Below are 3,254 nucleotides of genomic sequence, written 5' to 3'. Positions count from 1 at the left end.
GAGCCACGGGACCTGCGGCGGGAGCCCGCCCCGGCCCGCGACGACCCGCCACCCCAGCCACGTCAGCGCCGCGACCCCGACCGCGACGAGGACGAGCGTCTGCCAACGCGTGCGACGCATCACGCCCCCGGACCGGGCTGCCCCGACCCGTCCTCGTCGACGTCCCACTGCGCCGCCGGCACCGGGGCCGTCAGCCAGTCGAGCGCGAGCCAGCGCACGCCCTCACGGTCCGGCGCCGTCGCCGCGAGCGCCGCGACGGGGCCACCGCCGAGGCCCGGGAGCACCGCGTCGGGGTCGACCTGCGCCCACGGCTGCAGCACGAACGCGCGCTCGTGCGCGCGCGGGTGCGGCAGCTCGAGGTCGTCGGTCACCGCCAGCACCGAGCCGTACACGATCACGTCCACGTCCAGCGTGCGCGGACCCCAGTGCTCGAGCCGCTCGCGCCCGTGCGCGTGCTCGACCGCCTGCACCGCGCGCAGCAGGTCCCGCGGCGAGAGCAGCGTGCGCACGAGCACGACCGCGTTGAGGAAGTCCGGCTGCTCCGGTCCCCCGACCGCGGCCGTCCGGGCGAGCGGGGACACGTCGAGCACGTCGATGCCCGGCGTGCGGTCGAGGTCCCCGACCGCCTGGCGCAGGGTCTCCTGCGCGTTGCCGAGGTTCGCCCCGAGCGCGAGGACCGCCTCGACGGGCGCCGCCGGCGTCTCGTCGAGCCGGTCCGAGACCAGCTCGCCCGGCACCACCTCGTCGTCGCGAGCCGGTGCCTCGTCGGGACGGCCCACCACCACGGGCTCGCGGTACGCGTCCCCGTACGCGGCCTGGTCGCGCTGGGCGGCCGCGTCGAGCTCCGCGAGCGAGAGCGGCGGCATGACCTGGGTCGCGTCGGCCGGGGCCGGCGGTGCGGGGGCGGCAGGCGGTGCGGGCGCGGGGGCGGGTGCGGGGGCCACCGCGGGGTTCGACGTCGTCGGCGGGCCGGACGCGACGATCGACGTCTCGTCCGCCGGGTGCAGCGTCGCGCCGCCGCCGAGCGGACCGCCGACGACGAGGTCGCCCGGCTTGGGCAGCGGGACGAGCGGCGGCGCGACCGCCGCACCGCCCAGCGGACCCGCGAGCGCACCGATCGCGGGTTCGACGACGGGCGCGACCAGCGGGGGCGCGGGGACCGTGGCGGGCGCGGCCGGCGGCCCGGCCACGGGCGCCTCGGGACCCGCATGGAGCACGGGCGCCTGCGGCGCCGGCGTGACCGGGAGGGCCGCGGTGTGCGTGAGCGCGCGCGTGGCCGACTCCGCGCGGGGCTCCGCGCGGTACGGCTCGGCCGCGGGCAGCTTGCCGCGGTCCCGGCGGATCGCGACGACCACGTCCCCGAAGGGCACCGGGATGGGCGCCTGCGGCTTGTGCACCGCGACGTCGACCGCCGCGACCGAGCCGTCCGCGAGCACCGTCGCCGCGATGCGCTCCGCGACCGTCTCGATGAGGTCGGCGGGCGGCCCCTCGATCACCGCGACCACCTGCTGCGCGAGCGCGCCGTAGTCGAGCGTGTGCTCCAGGTCGTCGCGCGCCGCGGCCCGCCGCGTGTCCAGGTGCACGACCACGTCGACGACGAACGTCTGCCCCTCGCGGCGCTCGTGCTCGAACACCCCGTGGTAGCCCGTCGCGCTCACCCCGACGAGGCGGATCTGGTCCAGGCGGTGACCCTGGCCGTCGGTCACGTCGCTCACGCGTCCTCCTGTCGCTCGTCGTGGCGCTCGTCGTCGTGGCGCTCGTCGTCGTGGCGCTCGTCGCTCGCCACACCCTGCCATGCCGCGGCGACACGCACGGCGTCCACCGAGGCCGCGACCTCGTGCACCCGCACGCACCACGCGCCCGCCGCCGCGGCGAGCGCCGAGATCGCCGCCGTCGCGTGGTCACGCCGCAGCGGCGGCGCGGGGGTGCCGTCCGGCGCGGCGAGCAGGTGCCCGAGGAACCGTTTGCGGCTCGCGCCGACGAGCACCGGGAAGCCGTCCGCGACGAGCTCCGGCAGCCGCGCCAGCAGCGGCCAGTTGCTCGCCCCCGACTTCGCGAACCCGAGGCCCGGGTCGAGCACCACCTGCTCGTCTCGCACGCCCGCGGCGCGCAGTGCCGCGACCCGCTGCGCGAGCTCGCGCCGCACGTCGTCCACCACGTCGTCGTACCGGTCCATGCCGTCCATCACGTCCGCGTGGCCGCGCCAGTGCATCGCGACGTACACCGCGCCCGTCGCGGCGACCGCCTCGTACATCGCGTCGTCGGCCAGACCGCCCGAGACGTCGTTCACGACGAGCGCGCCCGCCTCGACCGCCTCGCGCGCCACCTGCGCGCGCGTCGTGTCGACGCTGACCGTCGCGCCGCGGCGCACGAGCTCGCGGATCACCGGCAGCACGCGCTCGCGCTCCTCGTGGACGGGCACGCGGCGTGCGCCCGGACGCGTGGACTCGCCGCCCACGTCGAGCAGGTCCGCCCCCTGCTCGAGCAGCGTGAGCCCGTGCGCGACGGCGGCGGCGGGCGTGAACCACCGGCCGCCGTCGGAGAACGAGTCCGGCGTCACGTTGACGACGCCCATGACCAGGCAGCGGTCGGCGCGGCTCAGCTCCGCGGGCAGGCCTGCGGGTCCCCTGACGGTCACGCCCCGAGCCTAGGACCCCGGCCGCTCCCCCCGACCCCGCCATCTCACGCTCTCAGCGGACACCGCGCGAGATCCCTCCCTCGGCAGTGCCGCGGGGCCGCGCGGGCGCGCGCGCTCGGGTGGGGCGTGTCGGTGGGGAGGCCTAGCGTGGTCAGGGTCCGATTGGTGCGGTTCGGGAGGGACCTCTCCCGGCCTGACGGAGGAACCGACATGCCACACGGAGACATCACGCACATCGACATCCCGGTGAGCGACCTCGCCGCCGGGGCGAAGTTCTACGGGGAGCTGTTCGGCTGGCAGATCGCGGAGGTGCCCGGCTTCGAGGGGTACCCGATGTGGCAGGCGCCCAACAAGATCAGCGGCGGCGGCCTCGCGCCGCGCGACGAGTCCTTCACGCAGCCGCGCAGCTACGTGGAGGTGGACTCGGTCGACGAGGCGCTGGCCAAGGCGGTCGAGCTCGGCGGGACGGTCGTGCAGGGGAAGCAGCCCATCACCGAGACGAGCTGGTGGGCCTTCTTCCGGGACCCGGACGGCAACGTCATCGGGCTCTACGAGGGCACCACCTGAGTGCGACCGCGAGGGTCGTCGGCGTGCCGGGTGCAGACCAGCACCCGGC

Annotated in this window: 3 protein-coding genes; 1 reads left to right on the top strand and 2 read right to left on the bottom strand. The window is 76.9% G+C overall.

What is annotated here, in order from left to right; all coding sequences use genetic code 11:
- Positions 1–119 precede the first annotated feature (119 nt).
- Both folK and folP read right to left on the bottom strand, forming a co-directional pair.
- A complete protein-coding gene (gene folK / locus CUD01_RS16175) occupies positions 120–1,715 on the bottom strand; it encodes a 2-amino-4-hydroxy-6-hydroxymethyldihydropteridine diphosphokinase (RefSeq protein ID WP_244937815.1) in 1,596 nt (531 codons plus the stop codon).
- Positions 1,712–2,638 carry a dihydropteroate synthase gene (gene folP / locus CUD01_RS16170; RefSeq protein ID WP_371860804.1) on the bottom strand — a complete coding sequence of 309 codons (927 nt, stop codon included), beginning with the start codon at positions 2,636–2,638 and terminating at the stop codon, positions 1,712–1,714. The genes folK and folP overlap by 4 nt, the downstream gene beginning before the upstream one ends.
- 210 nt (positions 2,639–2,848) lie before the next feature.
- Here folP and CUD01_RS16165 point away from each other — a divergent pair, with 210 nt between their 5' ends.
- Entirely contained in the window at positions 2,849–3,205 is a 357-nt protein-coding gene (locus CUD01_RS16165; RefSeq protein WP_141322515.1) for a VOC family protein, read from the top strand.
- The last annotated feature ends 49 nt before the right edge of the window (positions 3,206–3,254 follow it).

Source organism: Cellulomonas uda (genome assembly GCF_006538705.1).
Taxonomy (GTDB): domain Bacteria; phylum Actinomycetota; class Actinomycetes; order Actinomycetales; family Cellulomonadaceae; genus Cellulomonas; species Cellulomonas uda.
Note: the sequence above shows the minus strand (reverse complement) of the source record. Positions and strands in the feature narration are given on the sequence as shown.